Below are 26,215 nucleotides of genomic sequence, written 5' to 3'. Positions count from 1 at the left end.
GCCAAAGGGCCAACTCCGCCGACACGCCGTAAATACATCCATGTAGGCTCGCACATGCCATCCCTGGCATGTGACGGTCGGCGGAGCCGCTCCCTTTGCCCAACTTCCAGCCTTGGCGCCGCCGCCCTTACCGGCTGATCACCAGGCCGTATTCGCGGCTGGCGTCCTGCAGCCAGAGCCAGAGGTAGTCGGCGAAGCTGCGCCTTATCACCAGTTCGAAGCTCTCCGCCCCGGTGCGGCGCAGCAGCACGGTGCTCTTGGCGAACACCGTGCCCACGCACTTGCCGGTGGGGAAGTTGGAGGGGTGCACGTCGTAGGGGCAGGACTTGCGCACCACCAGCTCCGCCTTGGGACCGGACAGCTCCAGCACCGTCTGGCCGCCGCTCACGTCGGTGATGGCGTAGTGACCGGACAGCTGCTCGCGCAGCTGGGCCTCGAGCTGCCCTTCCCGGCCGCCTTCGGTGATGATCAGCCACTCGTCCGGCGCCAGCCACTGCACCAGCACCCGGTCGGTTTCCACCGAGCTGCAGGCCTGGGTGGGCAGCGCCACCCCCAGCACCTTCTCCACGGTTTTGGCAAACAGCTCGTTGCCGGCGTTGCCGCGCAGCACCAGGTGGCCCAGCATCGCCTTTTCGCGTAGCACCACCTCCCCCTGCTGCCGCTCGGCCGCCAGGGCCGGCAGGTTGGCGTGATAGAGCGGGGATTCCACCCGCACCCGGCTCTGGGCCTGAACCAGTTTGGCGGTGACGTTAGACATGCTGACGCTCTCCTTTGGGATCATAGAAAACGGGACTGGTGATCTCGGCTTCCAGCACCCGGCCGTCGGCCAGGGGGAAGAACACGGTTTCACCCATGCGGCCCAGGCCGCCTTTCACCACACCCATGGCGATGCTGTAGCCCAGGTTGGCGCTGTAGTAGCTGGAGGTCACGTGGCCGACCATGGGCACCGGCACCGGGTGCTTGGGATCCAGCACGATTTGCGCCCCTTCCGGGATCACCGCCTGCGGCTGCTTGCACTTCAGCCCCACCAGTTGCTTGCGATCGGTGCGCACGGTGTCGCTGCGCGACCAGGAGCGCTTGCCGATGAAGGGGAAGGGCTTGGTCTTGCCCACGCACCAGTCCATGCCCAGATCGTAAGGGGTCACGGAGCCGTCGGTATCCTGGCCGACGATGATAAAGCCCTTCTCGGCCCGCAACACGTGCATGGTCTCGGTGCCGTAGGGGGTGATGTTGAACTCGGTCCCCGCCGCCATCAGCGCCTCCCACACATGCAACCCGTAGTTGGCCTGCACGTTCACCTCGAAGCTCAGCTCGCCGGTGAAGGAGATGCGGAAGATGCGTCCGCTTACCCCGGCGATGGTGGCATCCTTCCAGGCCATGAAGGGGAAAGCCTCGCCGGACAGATCCACGCCTTCCACCACTTTTTCCAGCACCTTGCGGCTGTTGGGGCCGGATACGGTCATGGTAGCCCAGTGGTCGGTGACGGAGGTGAAGTACACTTCCAGCTCCGGCCATTCGGTCTGGTGCCACAGCTCCAGCCACTGCAGCACCCCGGCGGCCCCACCTGTGGTGGTGGTCATGATGAAGTGCTGGTCGCTGATGCAGGAGGTGACGCCGTCGTCGAACACCATGCCGTCTTCCTTGCACATCAGGCCGTAACGGCAGCTGCCGGGGTTGAGCTTGGCCCAGGCGTTGGTGTAAATGCGCGACAGGAATTCCCGGGCGTCCGGGCCCTGGATATCGATCTTGCCCAGGGTGGACGCATCGAGGATGCCCACGCTGGTGCGGGTGGCCACGCACTCCCGGTTCACCGCCTGGTGCAGATCCTCACCCGGTTGAGGGAAGTACCAGGGGCGCTTCCAGAGGCCCACGTCCTCGAATTCGGCGCCGTGCTTCACATGCCAGGCGTGCATGGCGCTGAAGCGGGCCGGATCGAACAGCTGGCCGGCGTCGCGCCCGGCCAGGGCGCCCATGGTCACCGGGGTGTAGTTGGGGCGGAACACGGTGGTGCCGGTTTCGGGAATCGACTTGCCCATGGCCTTGGCGGCGATGGCCATGCCGTTGATGTTGCCGAGCTTGCCCTGATCGGTGCCAAAGCCCATGGCGGTATAGCGCTTGATGTGCTCGATGGACTCGAAGCCCTCGCGCACGGCCAGCTCGATGCCGGCGGCGGTTACGTCGTTCTGGTAATCCACGAACTGCTTGGGCGCACGGCTCACCGGCTTGTCGTGGGGCACCAGGAACAGCGCCTGGGACTTGTCTTCCCGCGGATCCACGGTGTTGATCTCCGCATCCACCACCTGGGCGGCGATTTCGCCGTAGCCGGTGGCCTCGGCGGCGGCGCGACCGGCCTCCAGCCCTTCGGACAGCACCCTTGAGAGGCCATAGGTGCCCTGCACCCCGCCGGCCAGCAGTTGCTTCTGCACGGTGTCGCCGGGCACGAAGCCGATGATGTCGTCATTCCATACCGGACGGGAGCCGGTGTGGGCCGTCAGGTGCACCACCGGGCTCCAACCGCCGGAACTGGCGATGGTGTCACAGGCAAGGGTGTCGGCCTTGCCGGTGACCTTGCTGCCGTCGCTGGACAGCGGAGCCACTTTGGCGCCGTTCACCCGTTTCTTGCCGGTGGCTTCGATCAGGCCGTGGCCGGTGTAGACTTTCACGCCGCGCGCCTTGAGCTGCTGGTAGCGGGCGCCGTCGGGCTGGTGGCGGCTGTCCACCACCGCCACCAGCTCACGGCCGGCATCCAGCCAGTCGAGTGCGGCCTGGTAGCCGTAATCGTTGCAGGTCATCAGCACCAGCCGTTGACCCGGCGCCACGCCGTAACGGTTGACGTAGGTGGAGATGGCGCCGGCCACGTAGCAGCCGGGCAAGTCGTTGTTGCCGAACACCAGAGGGCGTTCGTGGGCGCCGGTGGCCAGCACCACCCGCTTGGCGCGGATGCGGTGCAGGCGCTGGCGGGTCTTGCCGCTCACCCGCTCGCCCTGGTGATCGGTGCGCCGCTCCAGCACGGACACGAAGTTCTGATCGTAATAGCCGGTGGCGGTGCTGCGCGGCAGCAGGGTCACGTCGGGCAGCTTGCTCAGTTCCTTCACCGCCGCCGCCACCCAGTGGCCCGGCGCCTGGCCGTTGATGGGCTGGGTGCTGTGCAGCAGGTGGCCGCCGAATTCATTTTGCTCGTCCACCAGTATAACCCGGGCGCCACGGCGACCGGCGGCCAGGGCCGCGGCCAGGCCGGCGGCGCCACCGCCCACCACCAACACGTCGCAATGGTGGTTGAGCTTGTCGTAGCTGTCCGGATCCCGCTCCTGCGGCACCCGGCCCAGGCCGGCGGCCTTGCGGATCAGGTGCTCGTACTTGGGCCACATGGACTGGGGATACATAAAGGTCTTGTAGTAGAAGCCGGGAGGCATCATGCTGCCGCCGAGCTTGCCCATCACGCCCATCAGATCCTTGTCGACGCTCGGCCAGCCGTTGGTGCTGGCGGCGGTCAGGCCGTCGTACAGCTCGGCCTGGGTGCCGCGGATGTTGGGGATCATGGTGGCTTCACTGCCGCCCACCTGCAGGATGCAGTTCGGCTCTTCCGCCCCGGCGGCCATGATGCCGCGCGGCCGGGCGTACTTGAAGGAGCGGCCGACCACGTCCACCCCGTTGGCCAGCAGCGCCGAGGCGATGGTATCGCCCGCATAACCCTGGTAGCGCTTGCCGTTGAAAATAAAGCTGAGCGGCTTACTGCGGTCCACCCGGCCCTTGCCCTGAATACGGTGTTGCTGGCTCATGACTGGCCTCCTTGCTCGCCAACCTTGTAGGTTTCCTCGATTTCATAGGTCACGGTGTGCCGGGCCGCGTTGAAGAACTTGCGGCAGCCGGCGGCGTGGTACCACATTTCCCGATGCAGGCCGCGCGGATTCTTGCGCATAAACAGGTACTGGGCCCATTCCTCATCGCTGAGGGCGTCCGGATCCGCCGGACGGGCGATGTGGGCCTCGCCGGCGTAGTGGAACTCTTCTTCTTCGCGGTGCTCGCCGCAGTGCGGACAGTAAAGATGTAACATCGGCTCTCTCCTCAGTGGGCTACGCCGGCAGCGCCGTGCTCGTCGATAAGGTGGCCGCTGGTAAAGCGATCCACGCTGAACGGTTTGGCCAGGGGGTGCGGTTCGTCGTGGGCGATGGTGTGGGCGAACACGTTGCCCGAGCCCGGGGTGGCCTTGAAGCCGCCGGTGCCCCAACCGCAGTTGAAATACAGCCCCTTGATGGGGGTCTTGGAAATAATCGGGCAGGCGTCGGGACAGGTGTCGACGATGCCGCCCCAGGTGCGGTTGAGGCGCACCCGGCTGAAGATGGGGAACATCTCCACGATGGCCGCCATGGTGTGTTCCACCACCGGGAAGGAGCCGCGCTGGCCGTAGCCCAGGTAGCTGTCGATGCCGGCACCGATCACCAGGTCGCCCTTGTCGGACTGGGACACATAGCCGTGCACGTGGTTGGACATCACCACGGTGTCGAGGATCGGCTTGACCGGCTCGGACACCATGGCTTGCAGCGGATGGGACTCGAGCGGCAGCTTCATGCCCACCATGTTGGCCATCACCCCGGAGTTGCCGGCGGTGACGCAGGCCACCTTGCGCGCCTTGATCAGGCCACGGTTGGTTTCCACCCCCACCACGGCGCCGTTCTCCCGGCGGATGCCGGTGACTTCGGTCTGCTGGATCAGGTGCACACCCATGGCGTCGGCGGCACGGGCAAAGCCCCAGGCCACGGCGTCGTGACGGGCGGTGCCGCCACGCGGCTGCCAGGAGGCGCCCAGCACCGGATAGCGGGCGTTCTTGGAGCAGTCCAGGATCGGCACCAGCTCCTGCACCTGCTTGGTGTTGAGCACTTCGCCGTCGATGCCGTTCAGCCGGTTGGCGTTGACCCGGCGTTCGATGTCACGCATGTCCTGCAGGGTGTGGCCCAGGTTGAGCACGCCGCGCTGGCTGAACATCAGGTTGTAGTTGAGCTCCTGGGCCAGGCCTTCCCACAGCTTCATGGAATGCTCGTAGAGCCAGGCGGCCTCGTCCCACAGGTAGTTGGAGCGCACTATGGTGGTGTTGCGGGCGGTGTTGCCGCCGCCGAGATAACCTTTTTCGATCACCGCCACGTTGGTGATGCCGTGCTCCTTGGCCAGGTAATAGGCGGTGGCCAGGCCGTGGCCGCCGCCGCCGACGATCACCACTTCGTAGCCTTCCTGTTTGGGAGTGGGGTTGCGCCACACCTTCTGCCAGTTCTCGTGATGGCTCAGGGCATGCTTGAGGAGCCCGAACCCGGAATATTTTTGCATAGTGTCACCTGTTATCTTTAAGTCAGTGTCCGGACCTCGGCGTCCGCAGCTTGGGCCATCCTCACGCCGACTCGCCGTAAACCCATCCCTGGGGGCTCGACGGCGCCATCCCTGGCGCCAACGGTCGGCTTAGAGGACTGCCCCAATCTGCGCTCTGGCTACGAGGCAGTTGGCCATCAGCAATCAGCGATATACCGGGAAGTAGCTGCACAGGCTGGCCACCTGGTCCTTCACCGCGATAATCACTTCCGGGTCGTCCATGTTGTCGAGAATGTCGCAGATCCAGCCCGCCAGCTGGCGGCAGTGCTCCACCTTGAAGCCGCGGCTGGTCACCGCCGGGGTGCCGATGCGCAGGCCCGAGGTCACGAAGGGCGGCTGCGGGTCGTTCGGCACCGCGTTCTTGTTGACGGTGATGTGCGCCTCGCCCAGCACCCGATCCGCGTCCTTGCCGGTGATGCCCTTGGCGGACAGGTCGAGCAGGAACAGGTGATTGTCGGTACCGTTCGACACCACATCGAAACCGCGGCTCTTGAACACCTCCACCATGGCGCGGGCGTTGTCCACCACCGCCTGCTGGTAGTCACGGAATTCGGGGGTGAGCGCCTCGGCAAAGGCCACCGCCTTGGCGGCGATGGCGTGCATCAGCGGGCCGCCCTGGCCACCGGGGAAGACGGCGGCGTTGAGTTTTTTCTCGATCTCCGGATTGGCCTTGGCCAGGATCAGGCCGCCACGGGGACCGCGCAGGGTCTTGTGGGTGGTGGTGGTGACCACGTCCGCGTAGGGCAGCGGGTTGGGGTAGCAGCCCGCGGCCACCAGGCCGGCCACGTGGGCCATGTCCACGAACAGGTAGGCACCCACCTTGTCGGCGATGGCGCGGAAACGGGCCCAGTCCATCACCCGGGAATAGGCGGAAAAGCCGGCCACGATCATTTTGGGCTCGTGCTCCAGGGCCAGGGCCTCGACCTGGTCGTAGTCCACCTCGCCGGTGGCCTCGTTCAGGCCGTATTGCACCGCGTGGTAGATCTTGCCGGAAAAGCTGACCTTGGCGCCGTGGGTGAGGTGGCCGCCGTGGGCCAGGCTCATGCCGAGCACGGTGTCGCCGGGGGCGCACAGGGCCATGTAGACGGCGGCGTTGGCCTGGGAGCCGGAGTGGGGCTGGACGTTGGCGTAGTCGGCGCCGAACAGCTCCTTGGCACGATCGATGGCCAGCTGCTCCACCTTGTCCACCGCCTCGCAACCGCCGTAGTAGCGCTTGCCGGGGTAGCCTTCCGCATACTTGTTGGTAAGCACGGACCCTTGCGCTTCCATCACCGCCGGGCTGGTGTAGTTTTCCGAGGCAATCAGCTCGATATGCTGCTCCTGGCGGGTGGCCTCTTCTTCCATGGCGGCCCACAGTGCCGGGTCCATATCCTGAATGCGGGTGTGTTTGCTGAACATCTTGTGACCTCCTTGCTCGGCTCGGGCCTCCCCCAGCCTGACATTGTCCATCCCTTCGGCGCCGCGTCTCGGCGGGCTGCCGGGTTCTGCTTTGACTTGCATACTACTGAGGGCCCGGCGGGCGGGGATGACTGGCTGCGGCCTAAAGCTGCGTATTTGCGACAAGGATGGCGCGGGCGGGCACGCCGCCGTGCCGCCGAAGACCGCGGCCACCGGTGCCGGGGGATAAAGCCCCAACACCGGCAAGAGGTCGGAAACAGATAATGGATGTGATAAGGCCGGTTTGAAATCTTTGTGAAGCTTGCCTAGTACGACGCCGCAAAGAGGCAACAGGGTCACCTCCGCCGACACGCCGCAATAAATGACACTCGCCCTTTCAGTCTGCTGCGAACATTCACTGGATGTTCGGTCAGACTGAAACGGCTCGTCACGGCGAGGCAAGCTCGCCCCATGTAAGCTCGCACATGCCGGATGTCGCGGAAACCGTCGGTATCGCCGCGCTGCGACTTGTCACTGGCAACTCGGTCGCGGCGATACCTCCGGTGCAAGGCGCTTCGCGCCCCCTGGCATGTGACGGTCGGCGGAGGTAATCCCTGTTGCCTCTTCCAACCCCGATATCGTCTGATGGTGATGCAAAGCCAGGCCCGGCGGGGTACTATCCCAACCAGGTTGTCACCGTCACGCAACTTGCCCTTGCGGACCGTTAACAGATGCCATATCCCCTGTGAGTGAAAAACGCCTTTTCAGCCATCGCCTGCGCGACACCAACAGCGCCTTTCTCCCGGCCCGCCAGCAAGAGGAGCGGCCGACCCGGGTGGGCTTTGTGCTGCTGCCCCATTTTTCGATGATGGCCTTCACCGCCGCGGTGGACGCCCTGGTCACCGCCAACCTGGTGCAGGCAACCCCCCTGTTCGCCTTTGCCACCTACGGCCTGGAGAGCACCACGGTGCGCAGCGATCTGGCCATCGACATCTCCGCCAACGCCACCCTGGCGCAGTTGCCGCTGGAAGGGGAAGAAGCACCGGACGTGGTGATCGTGTGCGGCGGTTTTCGCTGCAGCCTGAACGAACAGGCGCCGCTCAGCCACAAGCTGAAACTGGCCGCCAAGCGCCAGAAGGTGCTGGGCGGCCTGTGGAACGGCGCCGTGGCCCTGGCCCACGCCGGCCTGCTCGACCGTCTGGCCTGCGCCGTCCACCCGGACAACCACACCTTCGCCCGGGAGCGCTTCCCCCAGGTGCAGGTGTCGCACCAGGTGATGGTGGTGACCGAACGGGTGCTGACCAGCGCCGGCCCCAGCAGCGCCCTGGAGATGATGCTGGTGCTGATCGAGCGGCTGCACGGCAAGGACACGGTACGCGCCATCCGCGAAATCCTGAGCAGCGACCGCATCGCCGACAGCAATGAAACCCGGCTCACCCTGGCGGAAAACGACCCCAGCCTGCCCGAGCCCCTGCGCAACCTGCTGCACCTGATGAACAGCAATATCGAAGAGCCGCTGGGCATCGAGGAGCTGGCCGCCTACGTGGGCCTGTCGCGCCGGCGCATCGAGCGGCTGTTCCAGAGTCATCTGGAAACCACCCCCTCCCGCTACTACCTGGAACTGCGCATCACCCACGCCCGCCGCCTGCTGCTGCAGAGCGACGCCAGCATCGCCAACATCGCCGTGGCCTGCGGCTTCGTCAGCTCCACCCACTTCAGCCACTGCTTCAAGGACTTCTTCGGCGTCTCCCCCAGCCAGGCCCGGCAGCTGCGCAAGGGGTGAACCATCCGGGTTGTAAAAAATGTAATAATATGTGCCGATTTGTTCGCATTTGCGGCGAACAGCACCGCCGTTGACAAGCCAGGCCGCGCGGTGTTAGAAGTTTCCGGCCCGCGGACGCCCGGTACGCGATTGACCTGAAGGTGAGCACGATATGGATATCAGCATCTTGATTGTTGAAGATGACGATATAACGAGGGACTGCCTCGTGGAGTATTTCAAGACGGAGCAATACCGGGTTTATTCGACCGAGTGCGCCGAACAGGCCGAAAAAATACTGCAAGATGAACGAATCGATCTGGTATTGCTCGATATCCGGCTGCCCGGCAAGGACGGCCTGACCCTCACCCGTGAAATCCGGGCCAACGCCGAAACCGGCATCATACTGGTGACCAGCCGCCAGGACGAGATAGAGCGCATCATCGGGCTGGAATGCGGTGCCGACGAGTATGTATCCAAGCCCTTCAATCCCAGGGAACTGCTGGCCCGCGCCAAGAACCTGGCGCGGCGGGTACGCGCCGCGGCCAACAACCAGCCCGTTGCAACCACCGGCAACGTGCGCCAATTCGACGACTGGCGCTTCGATCTGGATCGCCGGGTGCTGATCGACGGGGACGACCAGCAGACACCCCTCACCCACGGTGAATATCAGCTGCTGTGCGCCTTTATCCGCCACTCGGGCCAGACCCTGTCCCGAGATCAGTTGCTGGATCAGATCAAGAACCGGGAATGGGCCCCCAACGACAGGACAGTGGACGTGCTGGTCGGCCGCCTGCGGCGCAAACTCGGGGACAACCCGGCCCACCCCAAAACCATTCTCACCGTACACGGCACGGGTTACGTGTTCACCCCCAGGCCTGTGCCGTGCCACTGAACCTCAGCCTGTTGCTGCTCGGGCTGCTGCTGGCCCTGCCCGCATCAGCGGCCAAAACCCTGGTGGCCTGCGGCCATCCCATGTATCCGCCCCTATCCTGGGCCGAACGAGGCGAACTCACCGGCATTGCTCCCCACCTGGCCCGCCGGCTGCTCGGCGAGTTCGGCTACCGCCTCGACATGCGCATCTTCGGCAACTGGGAACGCTGTCAGCTGGCCGCCCGCCAGGGCAAGGTCGACCTGATCGTGGCCGCCTACAAAACCCGCCGGCGGGAGCAGGATTTTCTGTTCAGCGACACCCCCATCATCGCCGATCCCGTAGTGCTCTTTACCCATGCCGGCCATGCAATGCCATCGGGCAAGGCCCCCGAGCTGGGCGGCCGCACCCTGGGGCTGCTGTTCGGCGACAGCTTCGGCGATGAATTCGACCGGCTGATGGCCCGGCACCCTCATGTGGAGCGCGTCTCCACCGGCGAGCAGAATTTTCATAAACTGGCACAAGGACGCATCGACTACATGCCCATCGGGCTCACCACCGGCCGCTTGCAGGCCCGCAAGCTGAGCCTGACCGAACGGGTATTTCCCCTGGATCAGGTCCTGACCGTGGAACGCTACCACCTGTCCTTGCCCAGGGGCTCGGTGCTGGCGCCGCTCCTGCCGGCGCTGTCGGAGCGGTTGCGCCAACTGACCGAGGACAAGTACATCAGCCATATCACCCGCTATTACGAACGCCGCTACCTGGACGGCCCCTGAGATGCATAACCCTCTCGCCCTACTGCCCCGCTACCGCCGCCGCCACCCGCTGGGTTTCCGGCTGTTCCTGCTGATCCTGGGGTTCAGCCTGGTCTTTTCCCTGATCTCCACCGCGGTGCAACTGGCCCTGGATTACCGCCAGGCCAGGCAGGACATGGCGGCGCGGCTGTCCCTTATCGAGCAGAGCTACCTGGAAGGGCTGACCCAGAGTCTGTGGGATCTGAACCTGCCCCAGGCCAGGTTACAGCTCAAGAGCATGCTCGACATGCCCCACATGGCCCGCCTCAGCGTGACCGCCGACGCCCTGGCCGTGCCGCTGGTACTGGCCCGGGACCAGGCCGGCGACAGCGAGCCCTACCGTCACGTCTTCGAGCTGATCTACCCCAGCCCGGTGCTGGGGCCGCAACAGGTAGGCAAGCTCGAGCTGGAATTCAGCCAGTCCAGCATCCGCCGGCAACTGACGCAAAACGCCCTCTCGGCCCTGCTCGGCCACAGCCTGACGGTGCTGGCCATCGCCCTCAGCCTGATGCTGCTGTTCCAGCGCCTGGTCACTCGCCACCTGGAGCGGATGGCCCACCATGTAGAGCAACTGGGCCGGGGACAGTGGAGCCAGGCATTGCAACTGAACCGCCGGCCTCGCCGGCAGCAGGACGAACTGGATACCCTGGTACGCGCCATCAACATCCTGCGCCAGTCGGTCGAACAGGACCGCCAACACCGGGAGCAACGCCAGAGCGAACTGCAGCTGGACAAGGCCAGGCTGGAAGCCCTGGTGGACAAGCGCACCCAGCGCCTGCGCCAGGCCAAGGACACGGCGGAAGCGGCCGACCGGGCCAAGAGCCAATTCATCGCCAACATGACCCACGAACTGCGCACGCCCATGAACGGCATTCTGGGCACCATCACCCTGCTGCGGCCGGTGCTCGCCGACGGCCCCGAGCAGCACCGGCTGGACACCCTCCAGCAATCGGCCGAGCATCTGCTGATGCTGCTGAACGACGTGCTCGACTTCGCCGCCCTGGAGCAGGGCCCCTTGTCCGAGGAGGCCGCACCCTTTGTCTTGCATGAACTGCTCAACAGCACCCTGGCCATGATGCAGGGCTATGCCGATGCCAAGGGGATAAGGCTGCGGCTGGAAAACAGCGCACCGCCATCGACCCGGCTGCTGGGGCATGCCAACCGGCTGCGCCAGGTGCTGATCAACCTGCTGTCCAATGCCATCAAGTTCACCGATGAAGGGGGGCGGGTAGCGGTACGGGTTAACCGACAGGACGGACACTGGCAGTTCAGCGTGGAGGACAACGGCATCGGTATCGCACCCGAGCAACAGTCGCGCGTCTTCCAGCGCTTTACCCAGGCCGATGAAAGCATCACCCGGCGTTATGGCGGCACCGGCCTGGGGCTGGCCATCTCCGCGCGGCTGGTGAACGCCATGGGGGGCCGGATTAGGGTGGAAAGCCGGCCGGGCCGGGGCAGCCGGTTCTGGTTTTCGCTGCCGCTGGACAACGCCGGACCGGCACCGGTCACCGCCAGCCACACTCTCCCTCCCCTGCCCAGCCTGAGCCTGCTGCTGGTGGAAGACGTGGCCATCAACCAGGAGATCATCGGCACCCTGCTCGAACAGCAGGGCCACCTGGTCTGCCTGGCGGAAAGCGGCGAACAGGCCCTGTCGCTGACGGCACAGCAGGCCTTTGATCTGATCCTGATGGACATGCACCTGCCCGGCATGGATGGCCTGGAGACCCGCCGCCACATTCAGCAACAGCAACAGGGACTGAACCGGGATACCCCGGTGGTGGCCCTGACCGCCAGTGTCACCCCGCAGGACATCAGCCGTTACCTGGCGGCAGGGATAAAAGCGGTGGTCGCCAAGCCGGTACAATGGCCCCGGCTGCATCAGGCCATGGCGCTGGGCACCGGCATGGCGCTGGCCACGGATCTGCCGCCCGAACTCGCTCACCCGCTGTTGCAGGAACACCTGCGGATGCTGGGCCGGCCACGACTGCAAGCCCTGCTCGCCCGCTTTGCCGAGGAGCTGCCCCGCCAGCACGCCGTCTTGCGCCGGGAGCTGGCCGACGGCGATCATCTGGAGCTGGCGCAGCTGGCTCACCGCCTGCGCGGCTCGGCCCAGCTGCTCGGTTTTGATGAGTTGGCCACCCTGTTGAACGAGATGGAGTCGCTGGCAGAGGACCGGCAACCGATATCGGAGGAGCAAAAAACCAGGCTGGATCTGTTGCTGACGCAGACCCTGGCGGAGCTGGCGGCAGTGCAGGCCAGGCTGGTGGTGGATTAACGGTACAACTTTTTACAATTCCGCACAGCCGGCGCAAACCCTCTTTACAGTCACCCCTTAGCCTGAGGTATCCCTCGGGATAATCGATGCAGGTCCGACAACAACGCCGGTTACCTGCGCAGGATCTAAGGAGAGAACCATGATGACAACGAGAATGCCTCAAAAACCCGGCTTCTGGCTGGCCTGCCTGCCCATCGCCCTGACCTTTGTAGTGCTGGGCATACAGCTGTTTTATTTCAACAATTTCACCCCCCATATCCCGCTCGCCATCGGCGTGGCCGTGACCGCCCTGATCGGCTGGCTGCGCGGCTACCGCTGGCACGACATGGAAGACGGCATCATGCACGTGGTGCGCCTGGGCCTGCAGTCGGTGGGCATCCTCATCATCGTCGGCATGATCATCGGTATCTGGATTGCCAGCGGCACTGTGCCCTATCTGATCAAGCTGGGCCTGAGCCTGATTTCGCCCGAGCTGTTCCTGGCCGCCAGCGTGCTGATCTGCGCCCTGGTGTCGGTGTCGCTCGGCACCTCCTGGGGCACCACCGGCACCGTCGGCCTGGCCCTGATGGGCATCGGCAACGGCTTCGACATCCCCATGTACTGGACCGCTGGCGCCGTGGTGTCGGGCGCCTTCTTCGGCGACAAGATGTCGCCGCTGTCGGACACCACCAACCTGGCGCCGGCCGTGACCGGAGTGGACTTGTTCGCCCATATCCGCAACATGCTGCCCACCACCATCCCCGCCATGCTGATCGCCCTGGTCGTCTACCTTGTGGCGGGATTCAGCCTGATCGGCGATCAGGCGGTGGACTTTGTCCGCATCGAGAACATCATCGGCGGCCTGGATCAGCACTTCAGCCTGTCCTGGCCCCTGCTGCTGCCGCTGGCGGTAACCGTGGTGCTGGCGCTGAAGAAAATGCCCGCCCTGCCTACCCTGTTCGCCGGCGCCATGCTGGGCCTGGCCACCGCCATGCTGATGCAGGGAGTGCATCTGCAGCAGGCCTTCGAGTTCATGTTCAGCGGCTACCGGATAGAGACCGGCGTGCACGAGATAGACGCCCTGCTCAACCGCGGCGGCATCCAGTCCATGACCTGGGTAATCACCCTGATGCTGGTGGCCCTGGCCTTCGGCGGCGTGCTGGAACGCACCGGTTGCCTGGCGGTGATAGTGGAAAAAATCCTGTCCCGCTCGAACAGCTTCGGCGCCATGCAATCCTCGGCCATCGCCACCTCGGCCATGACCAATGTGATCGGCGGCGACCCCTACCTGTCCATCGCCCTGCCCGGCCGTATGTTTGCGCCGGCCTACAAGGCCAGGGGCTACTCGGCCCTGAACCTGTCGCGGGCCACCGAGGAAGGCGGCACCCTGATTTCGCCGCTCGTGCCCTGGAACGCCGGCGGCGCCGTGGTGATCACCGCCCTGGGGCTCGGCATTGCGGAGGGCAACACCATCAACCTGCTGTACATCCCCCTGGCCTTCGCCTGCTGGCTGTCGCCGCTGATCGGCATGATGTACGGCTACCTGGGCTGGTTCTCGCCCCGGCTGAGTGCGGAGGAAGCCGCTCAAACCGGCGGTACCGAATCCCTGGCTACCCAGGCGTGGGCCAAGTAACACCAGGAGCCCTGTAGGAAAACCCGCCAACTGCAACCCACGTCGTTTTCGATGGGGGTTGCAGTTGGCGGGTCGGTGGGACTACACCCACGGAATATACCTTTCCCTCCCCTCTCTGTTTGGACGGGTATGAAAGAGAACCAGAGAGCTGCGTCTGGGCAATGTTCTCCAAGTTTCGCTTAGTTTTCCATGAAACCACAGCTGAGCATGGAGATAGCCATACTCGGCATTACTTACGAATGCGCTGTGGTAACGGCAAGCGAAAAAACAAGCCCCGGCGTTGCGTCCGGGGCTTTGTCGTTTCACCGAGGTTGGGACCTTACTCGTTCATCCCTGGATACACGGCCATTACAGTTCGATACCTGCCAGCCACTCCTTCCAGCGCATGGTCAGATTCGCGCCCACCGACAGAAAGGGTTCGGGCGGCAATTGTCGCGGGGAATCACAGCCAACAAACTCATCCAACAAGGAAGAACGTTGGCCCATCGCCAGCTCCGCCGCCATCATACCGGACAAGGTGCCCTTTACCGTCCCCAGGCCATTCTGGCAGGCGGCGGAAAAGACACGTTGCTCCAGCTCACCGAAGGCCGGTACCGAGTTCCAGGACAGACACAGCCGCCCGCCCCAGCGATGCTCCATCGGCACCCCTTCCAGCATGGGAAAACGGGCGGCAAAGGCCTTGTCATGGGCCCGCACCACATCCCGGATATGACGCTCCGAGATTTCCATGGACTGGTTCAGGGTAAAGCGGTTGCGCACCGTCACCCTGTCACCGCTGCCCATCAGGCTCGATACCCGGCGCACCGTGGTGCCCATGGGATCCGCCGGCAATACTCCCCAGTCGGGGTCCCCCCCCAGGCGGGCCACTTCTTCCGGGCTCAAGGCTCGGGTCATGGACGCATAGGTAAACACATGCAGCAACCGGCGCGGGAAAAAGCCGAACGACTGGATATGGCCGTTCACCGCCAGTATCACGTTACGGGCGCGGATCCTGGCCTTGGGCGTGTGCAGCACATGCTCGTCGCCCAGATCCATCGCCAGAACCGGGCTTTGCTCGTAAATAGAAACGCGTTCATCAATCCCCTCCGCCGCCATCCGGATAAAGGCCGCCGGCTGGATCATCACCGCTCCCGGCGTATAAAGCCCCTTGCGGTAAAAATCGATGCCGGTGCGGGCCTTCATCTCGGCCGCGCCCAGCAATTGATACTGCTCGCCCAGGCTGGCGAGGTGGTTCGCATAGCTGTCGATATGGTGCTCGCCTTTTAACGAGGCGGCGCCGGTCAGCTTGCCGCAGGGGTCGAACACCCGTTCCGGCATGGCAAACTCTTCCGCCATCCGGCGGGCAAAGTCGATGGCGGCCCGGTTGAGCCGGATCTGCTGCACATCGGCGTCCGCCGCCCCCGCATAGGTTTCCGAATTCAGATCATGGGGCAGGTCGATCATAAAGCCGCTGTTGCGGCCCGCCGGCCCTTCCGCCAACCGGCTCGCTTCCAGCAGCACGATGCGGTCATTGCCGGCCAACTGGCTCAGGCGCCGGGCAGCGGCAATGCCCGCAAAGCCCCCACCCACCACCACCCAGTCGGCACGGATATCTTCCTTCAGCTGTGGGTAGTGTTTGGCGGGGGGCAGGATGCAGTTCCAGCCGGCAGGCCCGGTATCCTTGGGGATGCGGCTGACATTGATGGTTCTGGTCATTATCCAGTTCCTCTCGGGGAGAAACGATGGGGTATGGTTTGGGCTTTAGGCCCAAACCATACCGGATCCCGGCATCATGCCGGGCGTTCTCGGGTTACTCGCTCAGGTCAATCCAGATGGTCTTCAGTTGGGTGTATTGATCGTGGGCATGAATGGAGTTGTCTCGCCCGCCGAAGCCGGATTGCTTGTAGCCACCGAACGGGGTGGTGGCATCCCCCTCGCCGAAGCAGTTCACCGTGACGGTACCGGCCCGAATCGCCCGGGCCGCACGCAGCGCCTTCTTGGCATTGGCCGTGAACACCGAGGCCGCCAGGCCGTAGTCGGTATCGTTGGCGACCACGATCGCCTCCTCAATGCTGGCAACGGTGATCACTACCAGTATCGGGCCGAAGATCTCTTCCCGCGCCAGGGCATCACCATTCTTCACCCCGTCGAAAATGGTCGGCGGTACACAGTTGCCTTCCATCGGTTCGCCACCCAGCAACAGCGTGTGACCGTCTTCCTTGCCTCGTTTCAGGTAGCTCACCACCTTGTCAAAATGGCCCTTGTCGACCAGGGCGCCCAACTTGTTGGCCGGATCCAGTGGGTCGCCGGTGCGCCACTCACGGGTTTTGGCGCACACGCGCTCCAGCAGGGCATCCTTGATCTTCTCGTGCACGATAAGGCGGGAGCCGGCGGAGCAGTTCTCTCCCATATTCCAGAAGGCGGCGGCCACCACGTGGTCGGCAACCGTATCCAGATCTTCGGCATCGTCCAGCACGATGCAGGGGTTTTTACCGCCGCACTCCAGCACCACCTCTTTCAGGTTGGATTCGGCGGCGTAGTTCAGGAAGAGACGACCGGTTTCGGTGGAACCGGTAAAGGTCACCATGTCCACATCCGGATGGCGGCCCAGGGCCGCGCCCACCTCGGAACCCCGGCCGGTGACCACGTTGAGCACGCCGGCCGGCAGGCCCGCTTCCTGGGCCAGCTCGGCCACGCGCAGGGCGGTCAGCGAGGTCTGGGTGGCGGGCTTGACCACCACCGAGCAGCCGGCCGCCAGCGACGGCCCCAGCTTCCAGCCCAGCATCAGCAGCGGGAAGTTCCAGGGCAGCACGGCACCCACCACCCCGATGGGCTCGCGCACCACCATGGCCACGGCGTTCGAGCCGACCGGCGCGGTCTGGTCGTAGATTTTGTCGGTCGACTCGGCGTGCCACTTGATAAAGTGGATTGTTTCGGGCACATCGACGGTCTCGCACTCGGCAATCGGTTTGCCGGAGTCGAGGCTTTCCAGCACCGCCAGCTCGCGGCTGTGTTGCTGCATCAGCTCGCCCAGCTTGACCAGCACTTTCTTGCGCTCGGCCGGATGCAGGCGGCTCCAACGACCATCATCAAAGGCTTCCCGTGCAGCCAGCACGGCCAGATCCACGTCTTCACGCCCACAGGCGGCGATTTCCGCCAGCACTTCACCGGTGGCCGGATTGGCGGTCGGCAGGGTCTTGCCGGACAGCGCAGGGCGGAAGCGGCCGTCGATAAAGCTCAGGGTTGGAAATGTCAGGTCCGCGGCGATGGCGTGGTATTGTTCCCGGGTCAACAGATCACTCATGATTTATTCTCCCTTCTGGATGCCGGCGATGGTCGCCTTCAGGGTGCCGATCACCTGTTCCAGCTCACGTTTCTCGCCTTCTTCCAGGCCGAGCAGGGGCTTGCGGGTAGCGCCGGCGAACTGACCGGACAGGGTGACCCCGTATTTGACGCTCTGGATAAACTTGCCCCCCTGCTCCAGCACGCTCATCAGCGGCATCATGGCAGCCATGATGCGGCGGCCCTTGTCGAAGTTGCCTTCCACCACGCAGGCGTTGTACAGGGCGACATGCTCTTCGGGGAGGAAGTTGGAGCCGGCACAGACCCAGCTCTTCGCGCCCCAGGCAAAGAACTCCAGCGCTTGGTCATCCATGCCGCAGGACAATTGGATGGCGGGATAGTTATTGGCCAGCAGGTGCAGGCGATTGATGTCACCGGAGCTTTCCTTGATGGCGCAGATATTGGCGGAACCGCTCACCCGCTCGAAGAATTCCTCGCCCATGGAAACCCCCATGCGCGCGGGGTAGTTGTACAGCATGACTGGCAGGTTGGCGGCCTTGTCCACGGCCAGCACGTGCTCCGCCACTTCCCGCTCGGTGGGCAGTGAATAGGGCGGTGTGGCCACCAGGATGGCGTCGGCCCGCTGCTCGACGGCGGCCCTGGCCAATGCCAGCGATTCTTCCGGGTTGATGGAGCCGGTACCGAAAATTACCGGCACCCGGCCGGCGCAGCGCGCCACGGCCAGCTGCAGCAGCTTGACCCGCTCTTCGAGGGTTTCAACGTAGTACTCGCCGGTGGTGCCACCGACGATAATGCCATGGACACCAGCGTCGACCAGCGAGTCGATCAGAGACTCGAATGCCGGATAATCAATGCTGCTGTCTTCGGCAAAAGGGGTAATAACGGGGGTGTAAATTCCTTCGAATCGCATCGGTTTCACCTATATCCTTATATCTTTTCGTTTCAATTTTCTGCACAACGGATATGTGACAATCCAGGCAGGGTTCAATTATCTGTTCAACGAAAGATTAACCAGATGCCCCCGGAAGCCACAACAAACATTTACTGAAGGGTAAACATAACCTTACGTTATCCAATCCCGGCAGCCTAAAAAAAGCCCACACAAGACAGGCCAAAAATGACAATGTTTCACAACGTCGCAATCAGAACTTGATATAAAAAATCATTTCATAAATTAAACGGACAATAAACCGAGAGGACAGATAAACCGTTATCACTCACAGCCACACATTAAGATAAAGCGAGTGAAACGACGAGTGACATTGACCTCAAAAAAGTGATAACGGCAGGTTATTTATTTTAACCAAGGCATGCTTCATTCACGACATTGACCGAGCCAAATCATGAACGCAAAATGGCGCCATATGAGAGCCACTCCAATTTATTTCGCTTCAAGTGCCGAGATCCGCTCGTCGTCCATGCAGCCGAGGAACCAGTCACGGAAACGACACAATACCTCGTTATCGGCCTTGCTTTCGGGGTAGGTGAGGTAATGCCGTTTCTCCCGGAAGATCATCTCCTGCGCCACCGGCCTGACCAGCAGGCCCTGCTCCACCAGCGGCGCCACCAGGTGGTGCCAGCCCAGGGACACGCCCTGGTGATTCAGCACCATCTGGATCAACATGTTGTAGTCATTGGCATTGAACAGGTGCTTGTCGTCCCGGGTACGGGTTTCGAGGTTGATATCGAAAAAGGAAAACCAGACGCTCCAGTCCACATGTTCGGCCACCTGCGCTCTGCCATAGGGGCTCAGGTTCAGCAGCACGGTGTCCCGCAGCCCTTCCAGGCTGGCGATGGCCGGATTGTCCCGCAGAAAATCGGGGGTACAGACCGGATAGATAAGGTCATAAAACAAGGGTATCGAGTGATACCCTTCCCGCGGGTCCGAAATCTTGTTGATAAACAAGTCGGGGTGCACACCCGGCTCCATCTGCAGGAAGTTACCGGTGGTCACCACATTGATGTCGATATCCGGGTTGTTGGCGAAAAAGTCGGGCAGGCGGCGCGACAGCCAGAGTCCGGAAAAGGCGGTGGAGCAGCAGATGGTCAGGGCCGGCTTGCCGGCCCTGGTGCTCTGGATACGTTCGGCGGCCTGGGCAATATTCACGAACGACAGGTAGGCCGCGTCGTAAAAGAGGGTGCCGGCCTCGGTCAGCTCGACCGCCCGCCCGGTCCGCTTGAACAGTTCCACGCCCAGGTGGGCCTCCAACTCGCGGATCTGGCGGCTGATCGCCGCCTGGGTAACACAGAGCGCCTCCGCAGCCCGGGTAAAGCTCAGGTACTTGGCCGCGGCCACAAAGGATCTGACGGCCCTTAATGACGGCATCCTGACCAGGATTTTGTCCGGCTCTACATGCTTGGTCATAATATTTTTTTCAATTTCCATGGCGAAAAATCGGTTCCTCCCATTGTATAGCACTTGTCAGGTCGGCGCAGGATACAAAACCGGCCCAGGCCGATATACCATTCTGTTTGCGACACAGCCCTAATCCACCGGCTATCGTCAGGGCCAGAGAAAGCGCATGCCTGTCGCCGCCACCTTAGCCGACGGGAAGCAGGTCGATGTTCAGCCGGCCATCGCGGTACAGCAAAAGCTCCAGAGAGAGGGCAGGAATAAGGTGAAGCACGAGGATTATCACAGCTGATAAAACTGCATCATCCAAAAGGTCACCATGCCCATCAACAGCGGCCAGAATACCCCTTTGAAATACCAGGATAGTAACGCGGTAACAGCGGCGGCGACGATTTGTACCATGCTCAGCTCCCCCATGGCGTCATCACGTTGAAACACGATGGCGGGGATTGACAGTGCGGCCAGCACGGCCGGCGCCAACAGCTGCAATATCTTTTGATATCGCCCCATATTGAAGCCTCCCCTGCCATGGAGCTGGATGAACGACAGGCGAATGGCAAAGGTACCGATGCCGATGGCGATAAAAAGCAGCCAAAGCGAAGTACTATCCATCTCTCCCCTCCTGGTTTTTCAAACGTACTAGGGAAAAAAAGGAGCTGAAGAAAAAACCGGCGATCACACCGCCAATAATGGCCGAGATAAATCCCATATTATAAGGAAGGTGAACAAAACAACTCGCGATCACCGCGGAGGAAACCGCCGTTATCAACGATACCCGGTCACGGATTATCGATACCAGCATGGCCAGGAAAGCCAGGGGAATGGCAAACTCAAGCGACCACGATGAGGGTATTTTCTCCCCGACCAGCATCCCCATGATGACACAGGCAACCCAGCTCGCCCACATCGCCACTGCCGCCCCGATATAGTAAAACAGCTTCTCCCGGCCATGGTCATCAGGAGCAAATTTTGATGCGCACAAGCCGTAGGCCTGATCGCTCAACAGGTAGGCAAGCGGCCATTTATGGCGGATTTTCATCGTGTGCAACAGAGGAGCAAAGGCCGCGCTATAAATGACAAAGCGTATATTCACCATCAGAGTGGTAAACAGGATGACGACCGGCAGTGCATTATCCTGAATCAGCTGATAGGCGGCGAGCTGTGCCGAGCCGGCAAAAAACAACAGTGTGGCCCCTATGGTCATCTCGGGGCTCAACCCCAGGCTGGCACTGTTGGCCCCGGTGATAAGGCCAAACGGCAATACGCCCGGGATCATGGGCAGCAAATCCTTTACCCCCTCAAGAACAAAACGCTTCCCACCTGGTTGAATGTTTTGTTTATCTACCATCGTAAGTCGGTTCCGTTAGTCAGGCTGTCCAGACAAGAAGCAGGATGAAATCCTGCTTCTTGTCTGTTGGGTTAATTAACTGATCCTAATGGTGCTACATCGGCCGGGCACCGCACACAGACACGCCGTAAACCCATCCCTGGGGGCTCCGCCGCGCCATCCCTGGCGCAGAGGGTCTGCTTAGCAGTACCCGCCCGCTGTCTTGATTGATCTACTATTCGGAACAGCTATTTAATTGATATAGCCGAACAACCTGGGAAGATAGAGTGCCAGCGGCGGCCAATAGGTGGTAACCAGCATCACCGGCAAGGCGGCAAATGCCATAAAGCCCAGGGCTGGACGCATCACCTGAGACATGCCCACCTTGCCGATGCGGCAGGTCATGAACAGGATGGGGGCCATGGGCGGGCTGTTACAGCCGATGACCACGCTGGTCCCTACAATGGCGGCAAAGTGGACGGGATCGATACCGATATTGACCATGACCGGCAGCAGCAGCGGGCTGACGATGGCCACCACGCTGACATCGTCCATGATCATGCCCAGCAGGATAAGAAAGATGTTGACCATCAGCAGGATAAGGAGCTTGTTCTGGAACAGATCCATCAGCAGATCGGTCAGCTGTTGAGGCACGCGCTCATAGGTAAAGATGCGGCTGGCCACGAACGAAAACAGCAGGATCACCATGATGACGCCGGTAGTGGTGGCGGCGGCGACCAGGCACTGCACCATCTTTTTGACGTCCAGTTCGCGATAAACAAACAAACCGACCGGAATGGCGTAGACAACCGCGATGGCGGCGGCTTCGGTCGGCGTGAACACGCCGCCATAAATGCCGCCGAGAATGATCACCGGCAGCATCAAGGCCGGAAGCGCCTTCCACATATTGCTGCCGACAGCATCCACCCGCTGGCGAAAACTGAGTATCTCTGCGGCCGCGTCGGGATGGCGACGCATCTTCAACCAGTTGAGAACGCAGAGCACCAGGATCAGCAGGATACCGGGACCGATGGTGGCCAGAAAGCAGGCCGCGACCGACTGTCGCGTCACCACGGCGTAGAGGATCATGGTGATGCTGGGAGGGATAAGCAGGCCCAGCAGGGAGGAGATGCCCAGCAGGGCGCTGGTGTATTCCCGCTTGTAGCCGTGCTTTTCCATGGGATCGATCATGATGGTGCCGATGGAGGCCACGGCAGCGGAGGCCGTACCGGAGATGGCACCGAATACGCCGCAGGCAACCACCATGGATGAGCCCATGCCGCTGCGTGATTTGCCCACCAGCGCCTCGACAAAACTCACCAGGCGGGCGGCCATGCCCCCTGCCTGCATCAGGTAACCGGTCATGACGAATAACGGCAACGCCAGCAGAATGATGGAGTTGACCGACCAGAAGCCGGTGGTCATCAACGACGATATATCAACCTCGTAGATGATCGAAAGAATCAAGGTCATGGCAGCGAACGAGAAGACAACCGGAACGCCGATCATCATCAGCAGCACCACTGCCACAATTGCAAGTAAAGCGCCCATAATAAGTTCCTGTTAAAAATTAAGACTGTTTTTCAGGTTCAGCCGTGACCTGCTCCGGAGAACAAAAATCACGTAGATCGCCGATGAAATCCCGGAACAGGTAGAATATAAACAGTACGCTGGCGAAAAAGAGACTGCTTTGAGACAGGTACCAGGGCAGTTTAAGCACCGTACTTGACTGGCCTTTACTGATCCCCCACGCGAGCAGGTCATAACTCCAAGTGGCAAACATGATGGCCATAAACAGCGAAATGATCGTCGCGACCATGTGCATAACGCGGATCACCGTCTGGTTCTTGCATATCACCTGAATAAAATCGGCACTGAGGTGGGAGCGCTCGCGAGAAGCCAGTACGGCGCCCAGCATGTACAGCCACATGGCGCCGAGCAATACCAGTTCCTCCAGGCCGAACACCGGTACATTCAGCACGGCGCGACTGAAGATCCCGTAAGCCAGCATGGTGGCCACGGCAAGACTGATGAACACGACGACCGGCTTGATAACGAATGCCAGCATCCGGTCTATTGCCGCCATGATCCCAAGTAGCTTGTTCATCGAAAACTCCGTTTTTGAATTAAGAGGCATCCATCCGGGTGCCTCTGTCAGACAGTCAATATCAATGCTTACTGTTGAGAGGCAGTGTGCGGGTCAGAGGCGTTGGCGTGGAGCTGGTCCATCAGTTCCTTGCCAATTAACGGTTCGGCCTGCGGCCAGACTTCGGCCCTGACACGATCGACCCAGGCTTGCATCTCGGTCCGGGTCGGCACTACGTACTCCATTCCCGCTTCCTGGGCCGCCTTGATCCACTTTTCGTCTTCCGCCCTGGCGTCTTTGAACTGCTTGTCAATCACGACTTGTGCGGCTTCTGCGACGATCGCCTGATCTTCCTCGTCCATTTCTTCCCAGGTATCGTTGTTCATCAGCAAGGCATAGGAGGAGAAGTTGTGCTTGGAGTGGACGAAGTAATCCAGCTGATCGCGGAAGTATTCGTAGTCCCAGTAGATAACGTTGCTGGAGTCACCGTCGACCACCCCGGTCTGGATGGAGGTATAGACTTCAGCCCAGTCGATGGGTACGGCCTGGAAGCCCATGGCCTGCACGGTCTGGGGAAGGGGGAAAACGGGCTGTGAACGCACTTTTATACCTTGGGCATCGTCGAAATTGGTGGCGTAGCGGCCCTTGGTCGCGATGCCGCCGAAGCCTTCCGGGTAAGGGCCGAAGTATTTAAGTCCGATATCCGCGTACACCGGACCCAGGATGTTTTTCAGCCAGCCATCTTCGCTGTAGGCATTCAGCGCATCTTCCCAGCCCAACGTCAGATAGGGGATATAGTTAACCGCCAGGCGCTCGTCATAAGAGGTTTGCGGCCAGGTCAACATCATGTCGATGTTGCCCTTGACCAGTTGGTCGAACAGCTCCTGCTGGCCACCCAGCTCACCCTGATAGAAAATACCAACCTTCATTCGCCCAGCGGATTTTTCTTCGATAAGATCGGCCCACATCTGCATGGACTTGCCCGATGCCGAATCGCGATCTCCCGATTCCAGCGCCAGTTTGAAGTTGTATTTCTGATCACTGGCAACCGCATTGGCGCTGACGAGCATGATGGTCGTGGAAATAGCAACTGCTTGCGAAAGACTCAAAAACTGCTTTATAGACAAATCCATTTTTTTCTTCTCCTGCATCATTACTTGAATGAGTTAAGGCTTCAGAGTTTGAGGAAGCCTCTCCAACAACCCTTTTCTGGTGTTGATGGTTATTTGTTACGATATGGCTTTGATCCTGCCAGCTCAAGCAACATAGATGACGCGCTAGTGATAACTTCAGGTTATTGTTTGGTTCAGTGTCAAGAACGCGAAGACAATAAAATGGAAAACAGGAAATTGTGAATATCGAGCCTCAGGGATAAAAAAGCCGGCCAATCGGCCGGCAAGGTAGTGCCTGGAGACGGTCTTCGTTCAGACCAGCATCCTTGAGGCTTTAGACCACCCATCAACACGGAATACTGTATCGGCGTGACAGCTGGGCTTAACTCTGTTGGGACCATCGAGAGAACCGGCATCGGCAGGTCCAAAACCGGTCGGTTGGGAGCTTGACCATGGCGGGTAGCAGGTTCGACAGGATAACCAGTTCAACACCGTCGACCGCCCCCTGCATGTCAGCAGACGTTGCACCAACCTCATCGGCAAAATGTTGTGCGCCCTCCCGCCCTTTCGAGTTCGCCACACGTATCTTGTGCCCTGCGGCCTTCAGCTTGCGGGCAATGGTACCGCCGATGCTACTGGTTCCGATGATACCTATTTCCATGTTGGTTACCTCTCGCGAATATCGTGTTATTGACTTTACTCCCAGCGTCGAAACAGTACGCTGGCATTGACTCCGCCAAATCCGAACCCGTTCGACAGGGCGTACTGGATCGGCATGTGCCGTGCGGTCAGGGCAACCAGGTCGAGGCCGTCGGCGGCGGCGTCGGGGTTGATGAGGTTCAGCGTGGGCGGGACCACCTGGTCGCGCAGCGCCAGGACGGTGAAGATGGCTTCGATCCCACCCGCGGCGCCCAGCAGGTGGCCAGTACTGGATTTGGTCGAGGTAATCGCCACGCCCGAGTCGCTGCCGAACACCGAGCGAATGGCGGCCAGCTCGCCGCGGTCGCCAACTGGCGTGGAGGTCGCATGGGCGTTGATATGCTGAACGTCGCCGGCCACAATGCCGGCCTGCCGCAACGCCTGTTGCATGGCTCGCCGGGCGCCGCTGCCATCCTCGGGGCCGGCGGTCAGGTGGTAGGCATCAGCGCTGGTGCCGTAGCCGACCAGCTCCGCCAGCGGACGTGCGCCGCGTGCCAGCGCATGCTCCAGCGATTCGATCACCAGCAGGCCGGCGCCCTCGGCCATGACGAAGCCGTCCCGGTCGCGGTCGAAGGGGCGCGATGCTTCCCGGGGACGGTCGTTGAACCCGGTGGACAAGGCGCGTGCCGCGGCAAAGCTTCCGAGGGTAACGCGATGGATGGCGGCCTCGGTCCCGCCGCATAGCGCGATATCCGCTTCGCCGCTGCGGATCAGCCGGGCCGCATCACCGATCGCCTGCACCCCGGCCGCGCAGGCGGTCACCGGCGCCCCGAGCGGCCCCTTGAAGCCGTGCTGGATGGAAACGTGCCCGGCCGCCATGTTGGCGAGAAACGACGGCGCGGTGAAGGGTGAGAGCCGGCGCGGCCCGCGTTGGTCCGTGGTGCGCACGGCTTCGGCGATGGCGCCGAAGCCACCGACGCCGGAAGCGATGATGGTCGCGCTTCGCCCCCGCTGCTTCTCGTCCGTGGGCTGCCAGCCAGCCTGCGCCAGGGCTTCCTGTGCGGCAACCAGCGCAAACTCGATAAAGCGATCCATCTTCTTGCGCTCTTTCGCAGCGATTCTGCGCTCCGGGTCGTAGCCCGCCTCGCTATCGTCCGCCAGGGTTGGCACCTGTCCGGCTATGGCGGAGCCGGTGCCGTCGGCCACATCGGCAGACAGGGCCCGAATGCCGGATTGTCCCGCCAACAGACGGGACCAGACCGTCTCCGTACCGCACCCCAGTGGTCCGACGGTACCTGTCCCCGTCACCACGATTCGAACTGCATCTCGATCACCCATCATTATTCCTCGCTTTTCACAGTTGCGGCGCC

At 62.0% G+C, this 26,215-nt stretch carries 21 protein-coding genes; 5 read left to right on the top strand and 16 right to left on the bottom strand.

All coding sequences use genetic code 11. The annotated features are described in order from the left end of the window. Positions 1-127 precede the first annotated feature (127 nt). The 5 genes from C7H85_RS01005 to glyA form a co-directional block, all read right to left on the bottom strand. Positions 128-757, bottom strand: coding sequence for a sarcosine oxidase subunit gamma (locus C7H85_RS01005; RefSeq protein ID WP_106727861.1), 630 nt, complete (start codon positions 755-757; stop codon positions 128-130). Then, positions 750-3,779: a sarcosine oxidase subunit alpha gene (locus C7H85_RS01000; RefSeq protein WP_106727860.1), complete on the bottom strand. Its 3,030-nt coding sequence runs from the start codon at positions 3,777-3,779 to the stop codon at positions 750-752. Before C7H85_RS01000 ends, C7H85_RS01005 begins: the two co-directional genes overlap by 8 nt. Further along, a complete protein-coding gene (locus tag C7H85_RS00995; protein WP_106727859.1) occupies positions 3,776-4,054 on the bottom strand; it encodes a sarcosine oxidase subunit delta in 279 nt (92 codons plus the stop codon). Before C7H85_RS00995 ends, C7H85_RS01000 begins: the two co-directional genes overlap by 4 nt. An 11-nt stretch (positions 4,055-4,065) precedes the next feature. Then, positions 4,066-5,319 (bottom strand): sarcosine oxidase subunit beta family protein, encoded by a 1,254-nt coding sequence (locus tag C7H85_RS00990; protein WP_106727858.1) that lies wholly within the window; start codon positions 5,317-5,319, stop codon positions 4,066-4,068. A gap of 183 nt (positions 5,320-5,502) precedes the next feature. Then, positions 5,503-6,756 (bottom strand): serine hydroxymethyltransferase, encoded by a 1,254-nt coding sequence (glyA, locus tag C7H85_RS00985; protein ID WP_106727857.1) that lies wholly within the window; start codon positions 6,754-6,756, stop codon positions 5,503-5,505. A 724-nt stretch (positions 6,757-7,480) separates the two neighbouring features. On the opposite strand from glyA, the gene C7H85_RS00980 reads away from it, so the two are divergent. From C7H85_RS00980 to nhaC, 5 genes are all read left to right on the top strand, one after another. Beyond that, entirely contained in the window at positions 7,481-8,518 is a 1,038-nt protein-coding gene (locus C7H85_RS00980) for a GlxA family transcriptional regulator (protein WP_245879525.1), read from the top strand. A gap of 151 nt (positions 8,519-8,669) precedes the next feature. Next, complete coding sequence (locus tag C7H85_RS00975; protein WP_106727855.1) at positions 8,670-9,389, top strand: response regulator; 720 nt, start codon at positions 8,670-8,672, stop codon at positions 9,387-9,389. Next, on the top strand, positions 9,380-10,141 hold the full coding sequence (locus C7H85_RS00970; protein WP_245879524.1) for a substrate-binding periplasmic protein: 762 nt from the start codon (positions 9,380-9,382) through the stop codon (positions 10,139-10,141). Before C7H85_RS00975 ends, C7H85_RS00970 begins: the two co-directional genes overlap by 10 nt. Position 10,142: 1 nt before the next feature. Next, complete coding sequence (locus C7H85_RS00965; RefSeq protein WP_106727854.1) at positions 10,143-12,434, top strand: ATP-binding protein; 2,292 nt, start codon at positions 10,143-10,145, stop codon at positions 12,432-12,434. A gap of 139 nt (positions 12,435-12,573) precedes the next feature. Further along, positions 12,574-14,046, top strand: coding sequence for a Na+/H+ antiporter NhaC (gene nhaC, locus C7H85_RS00960; RefSeq protein WP_245879523.1), 1,473 nt, complete (start codon positions 12,574-12,576; stop codon positions 14,044-14,046). 348 nt (positions 14,047-14,394) lie between these two features. Here nhaC and C7H85_RS00955 read toward each other — a convergent pair whose 3' ends face one another. From C7H85_RS00955 to fabF, 11 genes are all read right to left on the bottom strand, one after another. Beyond that, entirely contained in the window at positions 14,395-15,741 is a 1,347-nt protein-coding gene (locus tag C7H85_RS00955) for an NAD(P)/FAD-dependent oxidoreductase (RefSeq protein ID WP_106727853.1), read from the bottom strand. Between the two features lie 94 nt (positions 15,742-15,835). Next, positions 15,836-17,329 carry an aldehyde dehydrogenase gene (locus C7H85_RS00950; RefSeq protein ID WP_106727852.1) on the bottom strand — a complete coding sequence of 498 codons (1,494 nt, stop codon included), beginning with the start codon at positions 17,327-17,329 and terminating at the stop codon, positions 15,836-15,838. 3 nt (positions 17,330-17,332) lie between these two features. Continuing rightward, a complete protein-coding gene (locus tag C7H85_RS00945) occupies positions 17,333-18,238 on the bottom strand; it encodes a dihydrodipicolinate synthase family protein (protein WP_106727851.1) in 906 nt (301 codons plus the stop codon). A 471-nt stretch (positions 18,239-18,709) separates the two neighbouring features. Next, positions 18,710-19,693: a LysR family transcriptional regulator gene (locus C7H85_RS00940; RefSeq protein WP_106728583.1), complete on the bottom strand. Its 984-nt coding sequence runs from the start codon at positions 19,691-19,693 to the stop codon at positions 18,710-18,712. Positions 19,694-19,963: 270 nt separating this feature from the next. Further along, positions 19,964-20,293 carry an AzlD domain-containing protein gene (locus C7H85_RS00935; protein ID WP_106727850.1) on the bottom strand — a complete coding sequence of 110 codons (330 nt, stop codon included), beginning with the start codon at positions 20,291-20,293 and terminating at the stop codon, positions 19,964-19,966. Beyond that, positions 20,286-21,029 carry an AzlC family ABC transporter permease gene (locus C7H85_RS00930; RefSeq protein ID WP_106727849.1) on the bottom strand — a complete coding sequence of 248 codons (744 nt, stop codon included), beginning with the start codon at positions 21,027-21,029 and terminating at the stop codon, positions 20,286-20,288. Before C7H85_RS00930 ends, C7H85_RS00935 begins: the two co-directional genes overlap by 8 nt. Positions 21,030-21,260: 231 nt before the next feature. Further along, on the bottom strand, positions 21,261-22,559 hold the full coding sequence (locus C7H85_RS00925; RefSeq protein ID WP_106727848.1) for a TRAP transporter large permease: 1,299 nt from the start codon (positions 22,557-22,559) through the stop codon (positions 21,261-21,263). Positions 22,560-22,578: 19 nt separating this feature from the next. Beyond that, positions 22,579-23,115, bottom strand: a complete 537-nt coding sequence (locus tag C7H85_RS00920; RefSeq protein WP_158260045.1) for a TRAP transporter small permease — start codon at positions 23,113-23,115, stop codon at positions 22,579-22,581. 68 nt (positions 23,116-23,183) lie between these two features. Then, the gene (gene dctP / locus C7H85_RS00915) at positions 23,184-24,227 is read right to left on the bottom strand and encodes a TRAP transporter substrate-binding protein DctP (RefSeq protein WP_210433531.1); all 1,044 of its coding nucleotides are present in this window, start codon (positions 24,225-24,227) and stop codon (positions 23,184-23,186) included. A gap of 361 nt (positions 24,228-24,588) precedes the next feature. After that, the gene (locus C7H85_RS00910) at positions 24,589-24,897 is read right to left on the bottom strand and encodes an NAD(P)-binding domain-containing protein (RefSeq protein ID WP_281257564.1); all 309 of its coding nucleotides are present in this window, start codon (positions 24,895-24,897) and stop codon (positions 24,589-24,591) included. A gap of 5 nt (positions 24,898-24,902) precedes the next feature. Next, on the bottom strand, positions 24,903-26,183 hold the full coding sequence (gene fabF / locus C7H85_RS00905; protein WP_106727844.1) for a beta-ketoacyl-ACP synthase II: 1,281 nt from the start codon (positions 26,181-26,183) through the stop codon (positions 24,903-24,905). Positions 26,184-26,215 lie beyond the last annotated feature (32 nt).

Origin of the sequence: Zobellella endophytica, from assembly GCF_003012775.1 — a bacterium.
Classification (GTDB): domain Bacteria; phylum Pseudomonadota; class Gammaproteobacteria; order Enterobacterales; family Aeromonadaceae; genus Oceanimonas; species Oceanimonas endophytica.
Note: the sequence above shows the minus strand (reverse complement) of the source record. Positions and strands in the feature narration are given on the sequence as shown.

What these genes read in the sequence shown, in the direction of transcription:
- glyA (WP_106727857.1), bottom strand. Translation starts at nt 6,756, where the DNA reads ATGTTCAGCAAACACACCCGCATTCAGGATATGGACCCGGCACTGTGG.
- C7H85_RS00950 (WP_106727852.1), bottom strand. Translation starts at nt 17,329, where the DNA reads ATGAGTGATCTGTTGACCCGGGAACAATACCACGCCATCGCCGCGGAC.
- C7H85_RS00995 (WP_106727859.1), bottom strand. Translation starts at nt 4,054, where the DNA reads ATGTTACATCTTTACTGTCCGCACTGCGGCGAGCACCGCGAAGAAGAA.
- C7H85_RS00925 (WP_106727848.1), bottom strand. Translation starts at nt 22,559, where the DNA reads ATGGGCGCTTTACTTGCAATTGTGGCAGTGGTGCTGCTGATGATGATC.
- C7H85_RS00965 (WP_106727854.1), top strand. Translation starts at nt 10,143, where the DNA reads ATGCATAACCCTCTCGCCCTACTGCCCCGCTACCGCCGCCGCCACCCG.
- C7H85_RS00990 (WP_106727858.1), bottom strand. Translation starts at nt 5,319, where the DNA reads ATGCAAAAATATTCCGGGTTCGGGCTCCTCAAGCATGCCCTGAGCCAT.
- C7H85_RS00945 (WP_106727851.1), bottom strand. Translation starts at nt 18,238, where the DNA reads ATGCGATTCGAAGGAATTTACACCCCCGTTATTACCCCTTTTGCCGAA.
- C7H85_RS01005 (WP_106727861.1), bottom strand. Translation starts at nt 757, where the DNA reads ATGTCTAACGTCACCGCCAAACTGGTTCAGGCCCAGAGCCGGGTGCGG.
- nhaC (WP_245879523.1), top strand. Translation starts at nt 12,574, where the DNA reads ATGATGACAACGAGAATGCCTCAAAAACCCGGCTTCTGGCTGGCCTGC.
- dctP (WP_210433531.1), bottom strand. Translation starts at nt 24,227, where the DNA reads ATGGATTTGTCTATAAAGCAGTTTTTGAGTCTTTCGCAAGCAGTTGCT.
- C7H85_RS00935 (WP_106727850.1), bottom strand. Translation starts at nt 20,293, where the DNA reads ATGGATAGTACTTCGCTTTGGCTGCTTTTTATCGCCATCGGCATCGGT.
- C7H85_RS00940 (WP_106728583.1), bottom strand. Translation starts at nt 19,693, where the DNA reads ATGACCAAGCATGTAGAGCCGGACAAAATCCTGGTCAGGATGCCGTCA.
- C7H85_RS00930 (WP_106727849.1), bottom strand. Translation starts at nt 21,029, where the DNA reads ATGGTAGATAAACAAAACATTCAACCAGGTGGGAAGCGTTTTGTTCTT.
- C7H85_RS00920 (WP_158260045.1), bottom strand. Translation starts at nt 23,115, where the DNA reads ATGAACAAGCTACTTGGGATCATGGCGGCAATAGACCGGATGCTGGCA.
- C7H85_RS00955 (WP_106727853.1), bottom strand. Translation starts at nt 15,741, where the DNA reads ATGACCAGAACCATCAATGTCAGCCGCATCCCCAAGGATACCGGGCCT.
- C7H85_RS00975 (WP_106727855.1), top strand. Translation starts at nt 8,670, where the DNA reads ATGGATATCAGCATCTTGATTGTTGAAGATGACGATATAACGAGGGAC.
- fabF (WP_106727844.1), bottom strand. Translation starts at nt 26,183, where the DNA reads ATGGGTGATCGAGATGCAGTTCGAATCGTGGTGACGGGGACAGGTACC.
- C7H85_RS01000 (WP_106727860.1), bottom strand. Translation starts at nt 3,779, where the DNA reads ATGAGCCAGCAACACCGTATTCAGGGCAAGGGCCGGGTGGACCGCAGT.